This is a genomic window from Mycobacterium sp. shizuoka-1 (assembly GCF_002723835.1).
In the GTDB taxonomy this organism is placed as follows: Bacteria; Actinomycetota; Actinomycetes; order Mycobacteriales; family Mycobacteriaceae; genus Mycobacterium.
Genome location: NZ_BEWG01000063.1, coordinates 1 through 1,297, shown reverse-complemented (window position 1 = coordinate 1,297; position 1,297 = coordinate 1). Strand labels below are relative to the sequence as shown.

Below are 1,297 nucleotides of genomic sequence, written 5' to 3'. Positions count from 1 at the left end.
GGGGGGCGGCACGTAGTCGGGTCGCATCCAGTCCTCGCTGTAGGTGACCTCGTTGGGCCGTGCCGATGCCCCGACGATGAGGTTTTCGCCCAGTGGCGGGAAGTTGTACTGGCGGTTCTTCACGATCGGTGCGAGGTACTGCACGCACAGTTTCGCCGCCTGTTCGGCGCCGAGACGGGAGGCCGCTTGGATCGCGCCGCACAGGAAACTGATCGGGTCGGCGAAGTTGTTGACCGCGATGGCGCCGGTCATCGTACCGCCGGCCGGTTCGTAGATGAAGATGAAGTTCTGCAGCGTCGAGGGCAGGATGTGCAGGGTTTGTTTGATGTCGTCGAGGCTGTCGACCATCGCCGTGGTGACCGAGGCCAACTTGTCCGAGGTGGTGCCCAGCGCATCGCGATTCTCCGCAACGAAACTCTGCACATCGGCGACCACGTCGTTGAGCATCCCGGCCGCCCGACCGACCTTGTCCGGATCGTCGGCCAACAACCCTGTGACGGCGGCCAGGTTCTCATTGAGCTGTCCGAGCAGGCCACTGCTGTCGTGCAACGCCGACACCAGCGTCGCCAGGTTTTTCAGGGTGGAGAAGATGTCGTCGCTGTGGTCGCCGAGGGCCGACAACGCCTGCGACAGTTTGACGACGGTGTCGCGGATGTTCGCACCTTGGCCGCGCAGGTTGGCGGCCGCGGTGTTGATGAACGCGCCCAGCGTGCTGACGCCTCCGGGCTGGGTGGGCCGCAGCAGTTCGGTCAGCCGCTCAACCTGCGCCCGGAAGTCGTCCCACTCGACCGGGACCGCGGTGCGGTCCTGCGGGATCACCGCGCCGTCGCGCATCACGGGTCCGCCGGTGTAGGCGGGGGTCAGCTGGATGGCGCGCCCGGTCACCAGTTGAGGCGACAGGATGACCGCCTTGGCGTCGGCGGGAACCGAATATTTGCGGTCGATCCAGAAGGTGACCTTGACCCGCTGCGGCTGCGGTTCGATCGTGGCGACGCGCCCGACGGGCACACCCAGGATCCGCACATCGTCGCCGGCGAACAGGCCGTTGCTGTTCTGGAAGAAGGCGACCACCGTGGTCTTGGCCGCCGCGCCGGTGCGGCCGAGGGCGACGAATAGCCCGCTGACGAGCACCGCCACGAGGACGGTCGCGGCGGCTGCGCGGATGAGACGCGCCCTGGTCATGGCTGTCCTCCGGGTTGTGCGGGCACCTCACCCGGTGCTGGCACGTAGACCGGGGAGGGTGTCGGCTCGGGTGTGTTTTGCACGCCGGGCGGCGGCGGTGCGGGCGGTCCGGGCG

Annotated in this window: 1 protein-coding gene; it reads right to left on the bottom strand. The window is 67.7% G+C overall.

Annotated elements, in window-relative coordinates:
• On the bottom strand, positions 1-1,182 hold a 1,182-nt coding region (locus MSZK_RS18950; protein WP_099250249.1), incomplete at its 3' end, for a virulence factor Mce family protein.
• Positions 1,183-1,297 lie beyond the last annotated feature (115 nt).